Origin of the sequence: Streptomyces sp. SID5469, assembly GCF_009862865.1 — a bacterium.
Classification (GTDB): Bacteria; Actinomycetota; Actinomycetes; order Streptomycetales; family Streptomycetaceae; genus Streptomyces; species Streptomyces avermitilis.
The window spans coordinates 6503503-6520926 of the sequence record NZ_WWIN01000001.1 but is presented as its reverse complement, the minus strand read 5'-3'; the positions used below and the strand labels follow the sequence as shown (position 1 = coordinate 6520926).

Genomic DNA, 17424 nt, shown 5'->3' with positions numbered 1-17424 from the left:
AGAGGTGATCGATGGGCGTCACGGGACCCCCCGAGCCGGTGCTGGACCGGGACGAGGTGGACCGTGCGCTGGCGCGGCTCGGTGCGGAGCACGAGGCCATCGAGACCTCGCTCCTCGCCCTCCAGGACCACGCGGGCCGCAGACTCCTCGAAGGCGCCGAGCTCACGGGCACGACCAAGGAGCGCTGGACGGCCGCCGAGGCGTCGATCACCTTGCTGTGGGCGTACTTCGACGCGTACTCGGACGCGCTGCGCTCGGCGCGCGACATCCGTTCGCGCCGGCGCTGGTCGAGCCGTGAGGACCTGGTCGAGCTGACCGGGATCCTGCGCGGCGCGACCGTCACGGTGGCGGGCAGCACGACGGCGACGGCGAACGCGCCGACACTCGCGGGCACCGGCAAGCTCAGCGAGCAGTTCACGCTGGCGGCGCTCGTGGACCGGATGAACGAGCTGTACGCATCGTCGCTGGACATGGTCGTCGCCGCCGACGCGGTGTGGTCGGCGCTGCCCGCGCGGATCGATTTACTGGCCGCGGAGTTGCAGCGCACCCGGCGACTCGCGCACTCGGTGGGCGTGCGCCCCGGCGAGCACCCGGCGGGCGACGACCTGGAGCGGATCACCCGCACGCTGACCCGGCTGCGCGAGGAGGTCATCTCCGACCCGCTGACGTACTGGGTTCCGGCGCCGGGGAGTTCGGCGCCCGGCGGCGGACGTCCGGACACGACGACGTACGACCGCGAGGCGCGCGCCCTGGAGGACGTGCGCCGGGAGATCGACGCCGTGCTCACCGTCCGGCAGGACGCGGAGGCGCGGCTCGTCAGGCTGCGGGACGTCCTCAGCCGCGCGGACCGCACCCTCGCGGAGGCGCGCAGTGCACGCGGCGAGGTGCTGGCGAAGATCGCCGCGTCGGAGGTGCCCGCGGTCAGCGGTCCGCCGACCGCGCTTCAGGAGCAGTTGCAGACGGCCGCCGAGTACCGCAGACACGCCCAGTGGCACCGTCTGTCGCCGCTCCTGGAGTCGCTGGAGCAGCGGGCGGAGGACGAACTGCTGCGCGCCCGCGAGTCGTTGACCGCCGTCACCGCGCCTCTGGCGGTCCGTGCGGAGCTGCGCGGCCGCCTCGACGCGTACAAGGCGAAGGTCGCCCGGCTCGGCTTCGCGGAGGACCCGCTGCTGATCGAGCGGTACGACGCGGCCCGCCGCATGCTGTGGAGCGCGCCCTGCGACCTGCGGGTCGCCGAGGAGGCGGTGCTCCGCTATCAGCGGGCGGCCGCCGACCTGTTGAGTCCGCGGGTGCCCGACCAGGGCGGTCCGACCGACCGGAGGGGGCCCGTCGCGTGAGCGGTGGAGGTGGTGCGGCGTGAGTGAGGCGCAGCAGAAGTGCCAGCGCCCCGGTTGCACGGGGTCGTACGAGGACGTGGGCGGCGGCGAGCTGTACTGCGACATGTGCGGGCTGGCGCCGGTCGTCGCGGCGGGCGGCATGGTCGGTTCGCCGGCGACGGGGATCACCGGCGGTGGCCGGGGCTCCCGGGGTTCGGGGAGCAGTTCCCGCGCCAGCTCCCGGGCGTCCTCGCGTTCCTCGCAGTCCCGGCGCTCGGTGTCGGGTCGGCTGTCGCGTGCCCTGTCGGGGAAGACGTCCGGCCGCTCGGTGTCGGTACGCAGCTCGGGTTCGACCGCCGGGACCTCCGGGCGCAGCCGGCTCGGCATGGGCCTGGTGCAGGTGCCGGACGTGCCGCGGCCCGATCCGCGCGCGATGGTGCTGGAGAACCCGGAGGTGCCCGAGCGCAAGCGGTTCTGCTCGCGCTCCGACTGCGGGGCGCCGGTGGGGCGGGCGCGCGGCGAGCATCCGGGGCGCACGGAGGGGTTCTGCACGAAGTGCGGTCACCCGTATTCGTTCGTGCCGAAGCTGCACACGGGTGACGTGGTGCACGGCCAGTACGAGGTCGTGGGCTGTCTCGCGCACGGCGGCCTCGGCTGGGTCTATCTCGCCGTGGACCGTGCCGTGTCCGACCGCTGGGTCGTGCTGAAGGGCCTGCTGGACACCGGTGACCAGGACGCGATGGCGGCGGCGATCTCCGAGCGGCGTTTCCTCGCGGAGATCGAGCACGCCAACATCGTGCGGATCTACAACTTCGTGGAACACCTGGACCAGCGCACCGGCTCGCTCGACGGCTACATCGTCATGGAGTACGTCGGCGGCAAGTCCCTCAAGGAGATCGCCAACGACCGCCGTACGCCCACCGGGAAGCGGGACCCGCTGCCGGTGGAGCAGGCGTGCGCGTACGGCATCGAGGCGCTCGAAGCGCTCGGACACCTGCACAGCCGCAACCTGCTGTACTGCGACTTCAAGGTCGACAACGCGATCCAGACCGAGAACCAGCTGAAGCTGATCGACATGGGCGCGGTGCGCCGGATGGACGACGAGGAGTCGGCCATCTACGGCACGGTGGGCTACCAGGCGCCGGAGGTCGCGGACGTCGGCCCGTCGGTCGCCAGCGACCTGTACACGGTCGCCCGCACCCTCGCCGTACTGACCTTCGACTTCCAGGGGTACACGAACGTCTTCGTGGACTCGCTGCCGGACCCGGACCACATCGAGGTCTTCCGCCAGTACGAGTCGTTCTACCGGCTGCTGGTCCGCGCCACCGACCCGGACCCGGTCCGCCGGTTCGCCTCCGCGCAGGAGATGACGGAGCAGCTGACGGGTGTGCTGAGGGAGGTCGTGTCCCTGCAGACGGGCCGCGCCCGGCCGGCCCTGTCGACCCTGTTCGGGCCCGAGACCAAGGTCACGGACACGGTGTTGTTCGCGGAGCTGGAGGGGGACGTGTCGCGGCTGGGGGCGCGCGTGGTGCCGGTCGGAAAGCGGGGCCGGGCGGCGAGTACGGCGTCGGGTGTCGTCCCGGGCCGCGGCACGCGCACCCTCGTCAAGCCCCTCGACACGGCCGCCGCCGCCCTCGCGCTGCCGGTCCCCCGGGTCGACCCCGGTGACCCCAACGCCGGGTTCCTCGCCGGGCTCATGACGTCCGGCCCGCTGGAGCTCGTCGCGGCGCTCGGCAACGCCCCCTCGCCCTCCGTCGAGACCCGGCTGCGCCAGATCCGCGCCCGGCTGGAGAACGGCGACTCGCACACGGCGCTGGAGGTCCTCGCGAAGCTGGAGGACGAGCGGCCCGACGACTGGCGGGTCGTCTGGTACCGCGGTGTGGCCGCGCTCGTCACCGGCGACCACGAGGTCGGCGCGCTCTCCTTCGACGCGATCTACGACGCCTTCCCGGGTGAGCCGGCCCCCAAGCTGGCCCTCGGGCTGTGCGCGGAGGTGCTCGGCCAGCTGGACAACGCCGCCGAGTACTACCGTCTGGTGTGGACGACCGACCCGAGCTATGTCGGTTCGGCGTTCGGCCTGGCCCGCGTCCAGCTCGCGGCCGGCGACCGGCGCGGTGCCGTACGGACGCTGGAGTCGGTGCCCGAGTCGTCGATCCACTACACCGCGGCCCGCGTGGCCGCCGTACGGGCGCGCCTGAGACACCGTACGAACGAAGCGCCGGAAGCGTCCTTCCTGGACGACCTCGGCGCCGCCGCCGGGCAGGTCGAGGCGCTGAACGGCTACGGTCTGGACGCGGTGCGCCGTGAGCAGTTGTCCACAGAGGTCCTTGGCTGCGCGCTGGACTGGGTACTCTCCGGTAGCCAGGGTTCCGCTCCGCCTCCGGACGGCGGACGCGCACTGCTCGGCAATGAACTGGACGAGCGCGGCCTCCGCTTCGGCCTGGAGCGCTCGTACCGGACGCTGGCCCGGCTGGCGCAGGGCGGCGAGGAAAGGATCGACCTGGTGGAGCGTGCCAACCGCTACCGCCCCCGGACGTGGGTGTGATTGATGTCGCAGATGCCTCAGCCGACGGCTCTTTCGAGGTGCCCCAGTTGCGCGGAGCCCCTCGAGTCCGGTGACCGTTTCTGCGGTGCGTGCGGGTACGACCTCTCGGCGGTGCCCGTGCCGCCGCAGGACACGCCCACGCTCACCATGAACGGCGCGACGCCGCGGCCCCCTTCACAGGTCGCGTCCGTGGACTGGCCCATCGCTCCCGAGGTGGACGGCTCCCACGCGCCTGCCGCGGTGCATCTGCCCACCGACCTGCCGGGCACGGACTCCGGCGGCTCCGAACTGCCCGCCGGGAAACCCGCCATGAGCGGTTCGACGGGGGTACGGTTCGACCGGCCCGCCGAGCCCGACGACTATCCACTGGCAGCGCCCCGCCCTGCCGCCGACCCACGGACGGCCGACTTGCCCACTCCCCCGGCCGGCACCAAGCTCTGCGTGGCCTGCCGCGCGGGCCATGTCGACAGCGACGGCTACTGCGAGAACTGCGGCCACGCACAGCCACGCGAACGCGACCACATGGAGCAGGAGTTGGACGCGGTCGCCGCCGTCAGCGACCGCGGCCTGCGCCACCACCGCAACGAGGACGCGTTCGCGGTCTCCTCGACCGCCCTGCCCGACGGCTCCCCCGCCGTCGTGGCGGTCGTCTGCGACGGGGTCTCCTCGGCGACCCGCCCCGACGAGGCGTCCCTCGCCGCCTCCCGCGCCGCGGGCGAGTCGCTGCTGGCCGCCCTGCCCCGCGGCACCCATCCGCAGCAGGCCATGCACGAGGCGATCATCGCCGCGTCGCACGCCGTCAACTCCCTGGCCACGGAACCGGAGACGGCCCAGGAGCACTCCCCGCACCAGAACGCGCCCGCCTGCACGCTCGTCGGCGCCGTCGTCACCACGAGTCTGCTGGTCGTCGGCTGGGTCGGCGACAGCCGCGTGTACTGGATCCCGGTGGACCGGGCGCTCCCGCCGGTCCGGCTCACCGAGGACGACTCGTGGGCCGCGCAGATGGTCGCCGCCGGTCTGATGAGCGAGGCGGAGGCGTACGCGGACGAGCGCGCCCACGCCATCACGGGCTGGCTCGGCGCGGACGCGTACGAACTGGAGCCGCACACCGCTTCCTTCAAGCCGGACCGGCCGGGCGTGGTGGTGGTGTGCACCGACGGGCTGTGGAACTACGCGGAGGCCGCCGAGGAGATGGCGGAGATCGTGCCCCTCGACGCCGCGCTGAGGCCGCTGCACAGCGCCCAGGTGCTTGTGGGCCACGCCCTGGACGGCGGGGGCCACGACAACGTAACAGTGGCCGTCCTCCCGTTCCCGGCCCCGCCGCAGGGGGCAGGATCCGCCTGAGGGACGGATCCGCCTGAGGGGCCGCGACGGTGCTTTCCCGGCCGGCGGGGGCCGGCTCGGGGAGCGACGGGGGTCGACCCCAGGACCGGAGGGGACCGGTCCGCCACCAGTCATCACCTCACAGCGATGGGGTTCTTGAGGGGGATCAGAGAAGGCATGGCCAATTTCTCGAAGTCGAACGCGCCGCAGTTCTCGGTGGACGTCTATCAGAACGAGTACCTGCCGGAGGGCGGCCGCGAGGTCAACGCCATCGTCACGGTGACAGCGACCGGCGGCGGCACGACCAAGAGCGCGGTGGCCGCTCCCCGTCCGTACGCGTCGGGAGCTGCCCCGGACGCGGCCGTGGCCGTCATGGTCGACTGTTCGGGCTCGATGGACTACCCGCCGACCAAGATGCGCAACGCCCGTGACGCGACGGCCGCGGCCATCGACACCCTGCGGGACGGCGTGCACTTCGCGGTGATCGGCGGCACCCATGTGGCCAAGGAGGTCTACCCCGGCGGCGGACGCCTCGCCGTCGCCGACGCGCGCACCCGCGACCAGGCCAAGCAGGCGCTGCGCAAGCTGAGCGCGGGGGGCGGCACCGCGATCGGCACCTGGCTGCGCCTCGCCGACCGGCTGCTGTCCTCGGCGGACGTGTCGATACGGCACGGCATCCTGCTCACCGACGGCCGCAACGAACACGAGTCGCCCCAGGACCTCAGGGCCGCACTCGATGCCTGTGCCGGACGTTTCACCTGTGACGCGCGTGGAGTCGGCACCGACTGGGAGGTCAAGGAGGTCACCGGGATCGCGTCCGCGCTGCTCGGCACCGCCGACATCGTCGCCGACCCGGCCGCCCTGTCCGAGGACTTCACGCGGATGATGGAAACAGCCATGGGCAAGGAGGTCGCGGACGTCGCGCTGCGGCTGTGGACACCCGTCGGCACGGCCATCAAGTTCGTGAAGCAAGTGGCCCCCACGGTCGAGGAGTTGACCGACCGTCGCACCGAGGCGGGCCCGCGCGCCGGGGACTACCCCACCGGCTCCTGGGGCGACGAGTCCCGCGACTACCACGTGTGCGTGGAGGTGCCCGCCGCCGGCCTCGGCCAGGAGATGCTGGCCGGCCGGATCTCCCTGGTCGTCCCACAGAGCGACGGCAGCACCCAGAACCTCGGCGCGCAAGGGCTCGTACGGGCGGTCTGGACCGACGACATGGAGGCGTCCACGTCGATCAACCCCCAGGTAGCGCACTACACAGGTCAGGCCGAACTGGCGCAAGTCATCCAGCAGGGTTTGGACGCCCGCAAATCGGGAGATGTCGACGGAGCAACGGCCAAACTGGGCCGGGCCGTCCAACTCGCCAGTGCGTCGGGGAACACGGATACTGCGAAACTGCTTGCGAAGGTGGTGGACGTGGTCGATGCCGCGGCAGGTACTGTGCGATTGAAGGCCAAGGTGGAAGAGGCCGACGAAATGACCCTCGAAACACGGTCCACAAAGACTGTTCGTGTAAAGAAGTGACCTAGAGGGACACTGACAGCAGCGAGCCCGACCCCCTGGGGCCATCCCGAGGGGTTGGAGAAACCCGGCCATAACGGCCGGAACAGGAAAGGGGGAAGCGCCGACATGCCGACCTGCCCGAACGGACACCAGTCGGGTTCCGACGACTGGTGCGAGATCTGCGGTCACCGCATGGCAGGTGCCGTGCCCCCGCCGCCTCCGCCACCACCGCCGGCTTCCGGATACGGCTATCCGCCGCCCGGCTCGCCTCCGCCGCCTCCGGGCGCGGGAGGCCAGCCCGGGGGTCAGCCCGGGGGGCGCCCGCACCTGTCCTCGGGGCCCGAGCCGGAGCTGTGCCCGCAGTGCCGCACGCCCCGTGAGGGCGGTGCGCCGTTCTGCGAGGAGTGCCGGTGGAACTTCCTCACCAACACGGCCACCTCGTACACGCCGGCGGCCCCCCGTCCGTCGACGCCCAATCCCGCGCCGCGCTTCCAGCAGGGCGGCCCCGGGCAGCCGACCGGGCCCGGCGGGGACCCGTACGAGTACCAGAGCTCGCGCCCGTCGCAGATGAACCGGCCCGCGGAGCCGATCCCGCCGGGCCCGCCGTACGGCGGTGACCCCTCGGGCCCGTCCGGCCGGCCCGGCTTCGGCGGCGACCCCTCGCGCCAGCCCGGCTTCGGCGGTGACCCGTCGCGCCCTCCCGGCTACGGTGGCGATTCATCACGTCCTTCCGCTTTCGGTGGGGATTCCTCGCGTCCGTCCGCTTTTGGCGGCGACCCGTCTCGTCCCGTCCCGCCGCCGCCCGGGCCCGGTGGGCCGGGTGCGCCCGGTGGGCCGGGTGCGCCCGGTGGGCCGGGTGCGCCCGGTGGGCCTGAGAGCACCGGTGGTCCCGGTGCCCCGCCGTCGTTCCAGCAGGCCGGACCGCCGCCCGTGTTCCAGCGGCCGGGTCCGCCCGCTCCGCCCGCGTTCCCGCAGGAGACCGGGCAACCGCCCGTACCCCGGCAGCCCGGCGGCCCGTCCTTCGGCGGCGGTGACGACGACTGGGTGATCTCCCCGCCGTCGTCGTCCTCCCCTGGTGGCCCCGGCGGTGCTCAGGGCGGCGGCTACGGCTACCCGCAGCCCGGCTCCACCCAGGCGCCCCCCGGCCCCGGCTACCAGCAGCAGCCGCTGACCTGGAGCGCGACGATCGGCCCCGACCGTGACTACTTCATGGCGATGATGCAGCGCTCGGGCCCCGAGGCGGCGGGCCTGAACCTGCCCGCGTACTCGCCGGAGCAGCAGCGCACGCTCACCGGCAACCAGATCAGCATCGGCCGCCGCCGTCACTCCACCGGCGACACCCCCGACATCGACCTGTCGGTGCCGCCGGAGGACCCGGGCGTCTCGCACCAGCACGCGGTCCTGGTCCAGCAGCCGGACGGCTCCTGGGCGGTCGTCGACCAGAACTCCACCAACGGGACCACGGTCAACGGCGCCGAGGAACCGATTCAGCCCTTCGTGCCGATCCCGCTCCAGGACGGGGACCGGGTGCACGTCGGGGCGTGGACGACGATCACGATTCGCCGGGGCTGAGCGGCGGCATTCGTCCGCGCAGGCGTACGGAATTCACGGCAGTGGCCAGGTGTACGGCCCTTCGGGGTCGTCCAGCCAGGCCCAGGAGCGCCCGTCGCCGACCGTGACCCCGTACCGCTCGCGCCCCGGCTGCCCCTCGCGCTCCCACAGGGTGTACGCCTCCTGCGGGTCGAGGCGGCCGGCGGTCAGGGTCAGCAGGAACCGGAACAGCTCGTGGCCCCTGGCCCGGCGCGGCAGCCCGCCCAGGTTCGGGGGCTCCTGCTCGGGCCGTACGACACCGCGCAGCGGTACGAAGTAGGCGGGCGTGTGCAGGAAGTGCCCGGTGGCGTACCCGGCGTCCCGTACCCGCAGGGCGATCAGACCGGTCGCGAACGGCGCCAGGATGCGGGCTCCGGGAACGCACTGGGCGAGCCAGGGGCGCGGGATCGACGTCAGCGTGCAGGTGGCGATGATCCGGTCGAAGGGGGCGCGGGCGGGCACTCCCCGCGCGCCGTCGCCGGTGACGACCGCCGGGTGGTGTCCGGCGGCGGCCAGGTGCTGCCGCGCCGACTCGGTGATCTCGGCGTCGAGGTCGACGGTGGTGACCTGCTCGTCGCCGAGCCGGTGGGCGAGCAGGGCCGCGTTGTACCCGGTGCCGGCACCGATCTCCAGGACGGCGTCCCCGTCCCGCACGTCCAACTCGACGAGCATCTTCGCCATCAGGGAGGGCTGACTGCTGGAGGACACCAGCTCCCCGTCGCGCACCCGGGTCGCCAGCGGGGCGTCGGCGTACGCGCCGCGCACCCAGCGCTCCCGGGCGCGCGGGTCGGGGCTGTCGCGCCACAGGCGCTCGTAGCCGCCGACGGCGCCCGCGTAGTAGTACGGCACGAAGAGGTGGCGCGGGACCGTCTCGAACGCCTCCCGCCACCGCGGATCGGCATCCCAGGCCCCGCTCGCGTCGATCTCGCGCAGAAGTACCGCCCGCGCCGACGCGGCGAGGGCCTCCAGGTCGTGGTCGAGTGCGTGCGCGCTCATGTCTCCACTGTGCTGCGGCAGACGCCGTGAGGCGAGCGCCACACCCGACGGATCCGGAACCGGCGCCTCGGACCGGGTGCGCCTCTCCCCTCCTGAGACCGCTGGTCCTAAGCCTTCAGTCCTCGGTCACCGCGTCTGAGACCATGGACGGGTGAATGAGATTCGGCGCGGCACGCTTCAGGAGCAGACCTTCTACGAGCAGGTCGGCGGCGAGGAGACCTTCCGGCGTCTTGTCCACCGTTTCTACGAGGGCGTCGCCGGGGACCCGCTGCTGAAGCCCATGTACCCCGAGGAGGACCTGGGTCCGGCCGAGGAGCGATTCACGCTGTTCCTGATCCAGTACTGGGGCGGCCCGACGACATACAGCGAGCAGCGCGGCCACCCCCGGCTGCGGATGCGCCACGCCCCCTTCGCCGTCGACCGGGCCGCGCACGACGCCTGGCTCAAGCACATGCGGGTCGCCGTCGACGAGCTCGGCCTCTCCGAGGAGCACGAGCACACGCTGTGGAACTACCTGACGTACGCCGCGGCCTCGATGGTGAACACGGAGAGCTGACGCCCGGCCCGCTCCTGGTGCGGCCTGGTCAGCGGACGCTGACGTCCAGCGCGCCGAGGCCCGCCCTGCGGACCGCGATCGATCCGTACGGCGTACGCAGCCGCAGCCACGCGCCCGACGAGAAAAGCCCGAGCGGCGCCTCGTCGGGCGTGCTCGTGCCGCCCGGTGCAGGGCGTAGGAAACCCAGCGACTGAGCCGCGTGCGCGGCCCGCACCGGGAGGCGTGTGTCGCCCAGCGTCCGGGACCAGATCTCCCGCCCGATCCGGTCGAGTTCGGCCCGGGTACGTCCTTCGGGCGGCAACTGCTGGGTGCGGGAGCGGAATTCGCTCACCGCGGCGGCCACCGTCGCCCGCAGCGCGTCCGGCGCGGGCAGTCCGGGCTCCGGCTGCCAGCCGCCCCGGGGCGGGAGCAGTCCGGCCCACGGCGGCCCGGTGACCGCGGCGGGCACGACGGCCGTGGCCGCCGACTCGTCGATGGACTCCAGGAGTTCACCGGCCGAGACGGTCACATCGAGCGAGACGTCGAGGCCGTCCTCGTACGGCTTGCCGAGCCGCGCCGTCCGGATCGCGAGGACGTCGAAGGACGGCGGCCGTCCGAAGACCGCCAGCGCGGTCCCGGACGCCTGAAGCCGCACCGCCGCCCCGCGGTCGTAGTGGATCAGCCGGGCGAGGAAGGCGGCGAGGTCCGCCGCCTCCCCCTCGTCGGCCAGGTACAGGACGGTCATGCCGCGACGGTCTCGGTCACGTCGTCCCGGTACTCCTCCAGGAACTCCCGTTCCTCGGCGGTGATCCGGCGCGGCCGCTGCGCCTCGAAGTCGAACGGCACGACCACCGTCGCGGCCCGGACGTAGAGCTGATCCGCGTCCTTGACCTCATAGGTGATCGTGAACGACGCCGCTCGGATCTCCGTGATCCACAGCTCGATGTCCACCGGCTCGCGCCGGTGGACCAGCTGCCGCTTGTAGTCGATCTCGTGGCGCGCCACCACGGACCCCTGCTTGAACTGCTTGCCGGGGGGAGACAGGAAGTCGATACGTGCTTCCTCCAGGTAGCGGAGGAAGACCGCGTTGTTGACGTGGCCGTACGCGTCCATGTCCGCCCAGCGCAGCGGGCAGCGGTAGATGTGCCGCAAGATCAGCCCCGAGTCAGCTTCTTGTAGGTGGCGCGGTGCGGACGCGCGGCGTCCGGGCCGAGCCGCTCGACCTTGTTCTTCTCGTACGACTCGAAGTTGCCCTCGAACCAGAACCACTTGGAGTCACCCTCGTAGGCGAGGATGTGCGTGGCGACCCGGTCGAGGAACCAACGGTCGTGGGAGACGACCACCGCGGCGCCCGGGAACTCGAGCAGCGCGTTCTCGAGCGAGGACAGCGTCTCCACGTCGAGGTCGTTGGTCGGCTCGTCGAGGAGCAGCAGGTTGCCGCCCTGCTTGAGGGTCAGCGCCAGGTTGAGGCGGTTGCGCTCACCACCGGAGAGGACACCGGCCGGCTTCTGCTGGTCCGGGCCCTTGAAGCCGAAGGCGGAGACGTACGCACGCGAGGGCATCTCGACCTGGCCCACATTGATGTAGTCCAGCTCGTCCGAGACCACGGCCCACAGGGACTTCTTCGGGTCGATGTTCTCGCGGCTCTGGTCGACGTACGAGATCTTGACGGTTTCGCCGACCTTGATCGTGCCGGTGTCCGGGGTCTCCAGGCCCTGGATCATCTTGAAGAGCGTGGTCTTGCCGGCACCGTTGGGGCCGATGACACCGACGATGCCGTTACGCGGCAGCGTGAAGGAGAGGTCGTCGATGAGAACCTTCTCCCCGAAGGCCTTGGAGAGGTTGTTCACCTCGACCACGATGGAGCCCAGGCGCGGGCCCGGCGGGATCTGGATCTCCTCGAAGTCCAGCTTCCGCATCTTGTCGGCCTCTGCGGCCATTTCCTCGTAGCGGGTCAGACGCGCCTTGGACTTGGCCTGCCGGCCCTTGGCGTTGGACCGCACCCACTCGAGCTCTTCCTTGAGCCGCTTGGCGCGCTTGGCGTCCTTCTGGCCCTCGACCTTGAGGCGGGACTGCTTCTTCTCCAGGTAGACGGAGTAGTTGCCCTCGTAGCCGATGGCGCGGCCACGGTCGAGCTCCAGGATCCAGCCCGCGACGTTGTCGAGGAAGTACCGGTCGTGGGTGACGGCGACGACGGTGCCGTCGTACTTCGCGAGGTGCTGCTCCAGCCACTGCACGGACTCGGCGTCCAGGTGGTTGGTGGGCTCGTCGAGGAGCAGCAGGTCGGGGGCCTCGATCAGCAGCTTGCACAGCGCGACACGGCGGCGCTCACCACCGGAGAGGTTCGTGACCGGCCAGTCGCCGGGCGGGCAGCCCAGGGCGTCCATGGCCTGCTCCAGCTGAGCGTCCAGGTCCCACGCGTTGGCGTGGTCCAGGTCCTCCTGGAGCTTGCCCATCTCCTCCAGGAGCGCGTCCGAGTAGTCGGTCGCCATCAGCTCGGCGACCTCGTTGAAGCGCTTGAGCTTGCCCATGATCTCGGCGGCGCCGTCCTGGACGTTCTCCAGAACGGTCTTGGACTCGTCGAGCGGCGGCTCCTGGAGCAGCATGCCGACCGTGTAGCCGGGCGACAGGAACGCGTCACCGTTGGAGGGCTGCTCAAGGCCCGCCATGATCTTGAGAACGGTGGACTTACCGGCACCGTTCGGACCGACCACACCGATCTTCGCACCCGGCAGGAAGTTCAGGGTGACGTCGTCGAGAATCACCTTGTCGCCGTGCGCCTTGCGCGTCTTGCGCATGGTGTAAATGAACTCAGCCAAGAGAAACCGTCCGGACGCTTGAAATCGGCAGTGGGCAGATACACCCCATCTTGCCTGACTGCCACCCCTCGAAGGAAACCCGTTCGGTCAGGGGTCCGTGACCTGGACGTTCGCCGACCGCCCCGGTAGCTGCTCTGTCACTGGTTGTCGCCGTCGATCACTGCCGAGCGCCCTCGCCCGGCCCGGGGACGGCCCGGAGTCGTCGATACGCAGCCTGCTCATGGCGTCACGGCCCGTCACTCGCTGTTGAGTTACCAAGGTGCTGTGTGCTGCTCAGTCCTGCGTCGATGTCTTCTTGTTGCGGACGAGGACGAGTGCCGCGCCGCCGATGACCACCAGGGCTATCGCCGTGCCCGCGATGAACGGCGTCGCGCTCGAGCTGCCCGTCTCGGCCAGGTTCGTGTCCGTGGACGTGCCGCCCACCGTGGCCGGGCTGGGTTCGCTGAGCGTCTGGGTCGCGTCGCCGCCCGCGCCGCTCTCGGTCTTGCAGTCGAGGATTCCCTTGAAGCGCTCCTCGAAGCCGCCCGGCCCCTTGATGGTGAAGTCGTACGCCTGGTCCTCCTGGAGCGGGATCGTCACCGTCTGCGACTTGCCCGCCTCGATGGTGTACTCGCTCCCCATCAGTTCGAACGTGAACGCCTCGTCGCCCTCGTCGGCCGCCGTGATGTCGACCCCGCCCTTGGCGCAGTTCCTCACCGCGGACAGCGCGGGTATCGCACCCTTGACCGCCCAGTTCGCCGTCGCGGTCGCGGAGACCGTCGACTCGCTCGAGCCCGCGAGTATCTGGGTCTGGCTGCGGGACTCGGAGGCGAAGGCGCGGCCGACCGGCACGGTGGTCGACGCCTGCACCGTCAGCGCGACCGAGCCGTCCGCGGCGTCCTTGGGCACGTCGAAGTAGATCGGCCTGCCGTCGGCGGCGGAGGTGATCGCCTTGCCGTCCTTGCCGACGATCTTCACCCCGTTCGCCGTGGCGTCCACCGGCGGCGTCACCGTCACGCTGTCCGCGTTCGTGTGCACCGTGACAGGGCCGAGGCGCTCGCCCGCATGCCCCGAGACCGCGGGCGGGTCCAGGGTCAGTGAAGCCGCGGGCTCCGCCAGATTCCGCGCGGCCTTCTCCAGGTAGTCCGCGAGCTTCTCCGCCTGGGGGTCGACCGCGTCCACGTCGGCGCCGTCCGAGTAGCGCCAGATGGCCACCTGCGTTCCGGCCGCCGCGTCCTGCTCGGTGAGGCCGCTCGCGCCCGCCTGCCGCGCCAACGCCGTCAGGTTGTTCACCTGCGGATAGGAGTTCTGCAGGATCCAGCGGATCCTGCCCGCGTTCTCGTTGCCGCTCAGCGATGTGCCGCTCCAGGGGGTCTCCTGGTACCTGGCGTCCTTCTGTGTCGGGTTGTGGATGTCGATGCAGTACGTCTGCAGCATGCCGCCACCGTCGACGGCCATCTCGAACAGGCCCGCGGAGACCTGCTCGTCCCCGCCGTTGTCGTGGATCACCGCGTCCCCGTACGTCTTGAGGCCGCCCATGGTGGCGGTCGCGCCGCCCCCGCTCTGCGGTGTCGAGTCGGCGACGGCCGGGCCCGCGGTGACCAGGGCACCCGCGGCGACGAGGCCGGACACCAGCGTCGCGGCGGCGAGGCGGGCGGCCCCCCGTCCACGCACGGACAGCGCCGAGAACGCAGAGAACGCAAATGACACAGAATTCCCCTTCGAGCAGGACCGGTTGACGTGGGGGGTGTGGTCCCGCCAGCAGAATCAGAAGCCCCGAGAGCTATGCCCGGCATCCTAAGGACGCGGCGCACCGCTCTCCCCGGACATGTCATCGGATAACCGATCCGACTCGGAATCGTTATCGCTTGCACAGGCTGTGAGCTGCGCTTATCGACGAATCAATGGGACCGTTCGGAACGCTTTCGCCGATAAGCCGCAGTTCGGTCGACTCCACCCGACGGCACCTGACATCACGTCACTCCAGCGGGCTCCGGCTGGGGTTGGTGCTCCACCGAGGGCTGACTTCCTGGCTCTGTCTCCCAGTTGGGCTCCGGCCGCGCGGCGGGGCTCACTCCCGCTTCCCCGTCCTTGGCCGAGGGACGGCGAAATGCCGACGTGCCGCGCGAGAGATCGTGGCCGACCGCCAGCGCGTCGATGTCCGCCGAGGTCCAGTTCTGCCCCTCGCGCGCCTCGGTGCGCACCTTCAGCCTGCCCTGCACGACGACCGGATCCCCCACGGACAAAGACGCCCCCACGTTGGTGGCCAGGGCTCGATTCGCCCACACCGTGAAGAAGTTGGTGTGCCCGTCCTTCCACTCGCTCTTCTCGCGGTCCCAGTACCGCGACGTCACCGCCAGCCGGAACCGCGCCGATGCGCCCGACGCCAGCTCCCGGTACACCGGCCGCGTGGCGACGTTCCCCACCACGCACACGATCGTCTCGTTCATCGCGAACCCCTCCCTCGTCCCGGCGCCCACGCCGGGCGGATACGCGTACGGGCCCGTCCCGTACGGCTGCGTCTGCCGCGACGACCGCGTCCGTGCGATCGCCGCGAGTTCAGACTGCCTCCGTCGGCCCGAGCCCGCTGAGCGCTGTGTGCTACCGCCCGGTTGTGGACAACTCCGTCACCCGAACGGGTCCCCCCTCACCCCACCCGAGCCTGCACCCCCGCTCCCGTCCCGGCTCCGGCTCCCGCGCCGACCCCAGCCGCGCCGGCCCCAGCCCCAGCCCCGGCCCCCATGACCTTCGCGTACTGCTCCCGCACCTCCCGATACCGCAGCAGCTCCGCCGCCACCGGATCCAGCACCCGCGCCCTGCCGCACCCCCCGGCCGCCTCCCTCAGCCGGCGCTCGGCCTCGAGTCCGTACCGCCGGGCCGGCCCCCGCGCCGCCAGCCTGCAACTCCACTCCACAACGGGTCCCCCGACGATGCCCGCGACCATCAACAGCACCGGCACCCCGAGATTCGGCGACATGAACCCGATCACCTGCCCCAGCAGCCACAGGCCGCCGAAGACCTGGAGGAGCGTCATCGACGCCTGAGCGAGCACGGCGACCGGCCACCAGCCCGGCCGCGGCGGCCGCCCCGCCGGCGACCCCGTACGCACCACAAGCTCGTCCAGCGCCTCCGGCAGCCCCTGCGACCCCCGTACGGCCGCCTCGCGCACCGCCTGTGCCCACGGCGCGGGCAGCCCTACCGCGGCCCGGTCCGCCACCGTACGTACGGCCTGCTCCACGCGCTGTCGGGCGGTCGCCTCCTCGTCCGCGGGCGCGCCCACCCTGAGGCGACCCGTGGTGGGTTCGCTCCGGTCCTGGTACCACCGCCACAGCCGCAGCCAGGGCGTGCCGCACGCTCGGTTGGCGTTGCGCAGCCACGCGCGCTCGGCGGCCTCGCCCGCAGCGGTCGCACCCACCGCGTCCGCGAGCCGGCCGGCGAAGTCGTCGCGCGCCTCCTCGCTGAGGCCGGTACGCCGACCGGTCGCATAGACGGGCCGCAGGCGCGCACCGGCCGCTTCCACATCGGCGGAGATGCGGCGCGCGGCGGCCCCGCGCTCGGCCAGGAACTGCCCGAGCGACTCGCGCAGTTCGCCGACGCCGTCCCCGGTGAGGGCGGACAGCGCGAGCACGGTCGCGCCCGGCTCGCCGTACTCCCCCAGAGCGATCCCGTCCTCGTCGAGCAGCCTCCTGAGGTCGTCGAGAACCTGGTGTGCGGCCTCGCCGGGCAGCCGGTCCACCTGGTTGAGGACGACGAAGGTGACCTCGGCGTGTCCCGCCATGGGCCGCAGATAGCGCTCATGGAGGACGGCGTCCGCGTACTTCTCCGGGTCGACGACCCAGATGACCGCGTCGACGAGCGCCAGGATCCGGTCGACCTGTTCGCGGTGCTGCACGGCCGCCGAATCGTGGTCGGGCAGGTCCACCAGGACGAGCCCGCGCAGTTGTGCCTCTCCTTCAGGGCTCTGGAGGGGGCGCCTGCGCAGCCGTCCGGGGATGCCGAGCCGGTCGATGAGCGGGGCCGCGCCGTCGCTCCAGCTGCACGCGATGGGCGCCGCGGTGGTCGGCCTGCGTACGCCGGTTTCCGAAATGGTCACTCCGGCGAGCACGTTGAAGAGCTGGGACTTGCCGCTGCCGGTCGCGCCCGCGATGGCGACGACGGTGTGCTCCCCGGACAGCCGGCGCCGCGCCACCGCCTCGTCCAGTACCCGGCCTGCCTCTGCGAGCGTCCGGCTGTCCAGCCGGGTCCGCGACAGCCCCACCAGCTCGCGCAGGGCGTCCAACCGCGACCTCAACGACCCGTCGTACGCGAGGGGCTCGGGCGGCTGGACGGCCTTGCTCCTGGTCTCCAGGAGGGCGGCCACCTCCTGTTGCCCGTCGGCCGTCTCGGACACGCGCCGGGCGATCAGCCCGTCGCCCCAGGGCTCGCCGGACTCCGTGGAATCCGCGGGTTCCGTGGACTCCGTACGGCCCGACGCGTCGGCGTCGGCGGCCGACGGGGGCGGGAAACCGCGCTTCACGCGTGTGTGAAGCGCATCGCGCTCCACACGTGCGTGCCCGCCGTCTGCGTCACCGGCGGCGTTGTCCCCGCCGGAGCCCTCCCCCGTCGGCTCATCCTTCCCGGGCCGGTCCTTCCCCGATCGGTCCTTCCCGGGCCGGTCCGTCACGGGTTCATCCCGCGTACCTTCGCCTCCCGTAGCTACGTCTCCCGTGCCTTCGCCCTCGCCCCTCGCGCCGTCACCCCCCATGCGCTCGGCCGCCGTGGGCTCGTCCTCGGGATGATCGGCGTGATCCGTGTGGTCAGTGACGGCAGTCACCGCGG

General features: G+C 71.9%; 13 protein-coding genes. 6 read left to right on the top strand and 7 right to left on the bottom strand.

Annotated features, from left to right (window positions below; translation table 11 throughout):
• Nucleotides 1-11 precede the first annotated feature (11 nt).
• The 5 genes from GTY58_RS28100 (at nucleotide 12) to GTY58_RS28080 (ending at nucleotide 8259) form a co-directional block, all read left to right on the top strand.
• Complete coding sequence (locus tag GTY58_RS28100) at nucleotides 12-1337, top strand: hypothetical protein (RefSeq protein ID WP_010986779.1); 1326 nt, start codon at nucleotides 12-14, stop codon at nucleotides 1335-1337.
• 19 nt (nucleotides 1338-1356) lie between these two features.
• Entirely contained in the window at nucleotides 1357-3861 is a 2505-nt protein-coding gene (locus tag GTY58_RS28095) for a serine/threonine-protein kinase (protein WP_010986778.1), read from the top strand.
• On the top strand, nucleotides 3862-5205 hold the full coding sequence (locus tag GTY58_RS28090; protein WP_010986777.1) for a PP2C family serine/threonine-protein phosphatase: 1344 nt from the start codon (nucleotides 3862-3864) through the stop codon (nucleotides 5203-5205). It abuts the gene before it with no gap.
• 156 nt (nucleotides 5206-5361) lie between these two features.
• Nucleotides 5362-6708, top strand: coding sequence for a VWA domain-containing protein (locus GTY58_RS28085; protein ID WP_037651457.1), 1347 nt, complete (start codon nucleotides 5362-5364; stop codon nucleotides 6706-6708).
• 105 nt (nucleotides 6709-6813) lie between these two features.
• Nucleotides 6814-8259, top strand: coding sequence for an FHA domain-containing protein (locus GTY58_RS28080; RefSeq protein WP_010986775.1), 1446 nt, complete (start codon nucleotides 6814-6816; stop codon nucleotides 8257-8259).
• 33 nt (nucleotides 8260-8292) lie between these two features.
• On the opposite strand, the gene GTY58_RS28075 is transcribed toward GTY58_RS28080, so the two are convergent.
• Nucleotides 8293-9273 (bottom strand): methyltransferase domain-containing protein, encoded by a 981-nt coding sequence (locus GTY58_RS28075; RefSeq protein WP_010986774.1) that lies wholly within the window; start codon nucleotides 9271-9273, stop codon nucleotides 8293-8295.
• A gap of 151 nt (nucleotides 9274-9424) precedes the next feature.
• Between GTY58_RS28075 and GTY58_RS28070 the strand changes: the two genes are divergently transcribed.
• Nucleotides 9425-9829 (top strand): globin, encoded by a 405-nt coding sequence (locus GTY58_RS28070; protein ID WP_010986773.1) that lies wholly within the window; start codon nucleotides 9425-9427, stop codon nucleotides 9827-9829.
• Nucleotides 9830-9857: 28 nt separating this feature from the next.
• Here GTY58_RS28070 and GTY58_RS28065 read toward each other — a convergent pair whose 3' ends face one another.
• The 6 genes from GTY58_RS28065 to GTY58_RS28040 all read right to left on the bottom strand — a co-directional run bounded on the left by GTY58_RS28065 (nucleotide 9858) and on the right by GTY58_RS28040 (nucleotide 17419).
• Entirely contained in the window at nucleotides 9858-10553 is a 696-nt protein-coding gene (locus GTY58_RS28065) for a hypothetical protein (protein WP_010986772.1), read from the bottom strand.
• Nucleotides 10550-10960, bottom strand: a complete 411-nt coding sequence (locus GTY58_RS28060) for a thioesterase family protein (protein ID WP_010986771.1) — start codon at nucleotides 10958-10960, stop codon at nucleotides 10550-10552. The genes GTY58_RS28065 and GTY58_RS28060 overlap by 4 nt, the downstream gene beginning before the upstream one ends.
• A 2-nt stretch (nucleotides 10961-10962) precedes the next feature.
• Nucleotides 10963-12627 carry an energy-dependent translational throttle protein EttA gene (gene ettA, locus GTY58_RS28055; protein WP_078234517.1) on the bottom strand — a complete coding sequence of 555 codons (1665 nt, stop codon included), beginning with the start codon at nucleotides 12625-12627 and terminating at the stop codon, nucleotides 10963-10965.
• Nucleotides 12628-12900: 273 nt separating this feature from the next.
• Nucleotides 12901-14316 (bottom strand): Cys-Gln thioester bond-forming surface protein, encoded by a 1416-nt coding sequence (locus GTY58_RS28050; RefSeq protein ID WP_010986769.1) that lies wholly within the window; start codon nucleotides 14314-14316, stop codon nucleotides 12901-12903.
• 263 nt (nucleotides 14317-14579) lie between these two features.
• Nucleotides 14580-15056 carry a single-stranded DNA-binding protein gene (locus tag GTY58_RS28045; RefSeq protein WP_010986768.1) on the bottom strand — a complete coding sequence of 159 codons (477 nt, stop codon included), beginning with the start codon at nucleotides 15054-15056 and terminating at the stop codon, nucleotides 14580-14582.
• 197 nt (nucleotides 15057-15253) lie between these two features.
• Complete coding sequence (locus tag GTY58_RS28040) at nucleotides 15254-17419, bottom strand: GTPase (RefSeq protein WP_063774006.1); 2166 nt, start codon at nucleotides 17417-17419, stop codon at nucleotides 15254-15256.
• Nucleotides 17420-17424: the final 5 nt, after the last annotated feature.

Excerpts from the sequence above, each read along its gene's own strand:
- GTY58_RS28100 (WP_010986779.1), top strand. The coding sequence starts at position 12 with ATGGGCGTCACGGGACCCCCCGAGCCGGTGCTGGACCGGGACGAGGTG.
- GTY58_RS28085 (WP_037651457.1), top strand. The coding sequence starts at position 5,362 with ATGGCCAATTTCTCGAAGTCGAACGCGCCGCAGTTCTCGGTGGACGTC.
- GTY58_RS28080 (WP_010986775.1), top strand. The coding sequence starts at position 6,814 with ATGCCGACCTGCCCGAACGGACACCAGTCGGGTTCCGACGACTGGTGC.
- GTY58_RS28075 (WP_010986774.1), bottom strand. The coding sequence starts at position 9,273 with ATGAGCGCGCACGCACTCGACCACGACCTGGAGGCCCTCGCCGCGTCG.
- GTY58_RS28065 (WP_010986772.1), bottom strand. The coding sequence starts at position 10,553 with ATGACCGTCCTGTACCTGGCCGACGAGGGGGAGGCGGCGGACCTCGCC.
- GTY58_RS28045 (WP_010986768.1), bottom strand. The coding sequence starts at position 15,056 with ATGAACGAGACGATCGTGTGCGTGGTGGGGAACGTCGCCACGCGGCCG.